The 676-nt window shown below is 53.8% G+C and carries 1 pseudogene; it reads left to right on the top strand.

Annotated elements, in window-relative coordinates:
- Positions 1-676, top strand: a pseudogene (locus CUS_RS12870) (NAD(P)(+) transhydrogenase (Re/Si-specific) subunit alpha); the annotation flags it as partial.

Below are 676 nucleotides of genomic sequence, written 5' to 3' on the forward strand. Positions count from 1 at the left end.
TGAAACAAATACTTGTATGCCGCGAGACCGACCCGCGCGAGACCCGCGTGGCGCTGATCCCCGACGACATCAAAAAGCTGGCAAACATGGGCTATTCGGTGAAGGTAGTGCGTGGAGCGGGCGAAAAAAGCGGCTTCAATGACGAGGCTTACGAGAAAGCGGGCGCTGTTCTTGTATCCTCGAATGAAGAGGGCTACAAGGGCAGCGAGATCATTTTGCGCATAATGAAGCCCGCATCTGCTGCGGGGATACCCTCAGGTGCGCTTCATCTCAGCTATCTCGACCCGTTCAATGAGAAGGCTCTCTTAAACGATTTCGCAAACGCAGGCGTTCAGGCAGTGTCGCTGGAAATGATACCCAGAACCACATTAGCCCAGAAAATGGACGTTCAGTCCTCCCAGACCTCTCTGGCAGGCTACACCGCTGTGGTCAACGCAGCAGCGAAACTTCCGAAAATTTTACCGATGATGGTGACTCCATCGGGTACTATCAACCCCGCGAGGGTCTTCATAATCGGTGTCGGCGTGGCAGGTCTTCAGGCTATCGCAACGGCAAAAAGATTGGGTGCAAGGGTCGATGCTTTCGATACCAGACCGGTCGTAGAAGAGCAGGTAAAGTCCTTAGGAGCGAGCTTTGTGAAGATCGATCTCGGTGAGATGGGTCAGACAGATCAGGG

Source organism: Hominimerdicola alba 8, from assembly GCF_000178155.2.
GTDB lineage: Bacteria > Bacillota > Clostridia > Oscillospirales > Ruminococcaceae > Hominimerdicola > Hominimerdicola alba_C.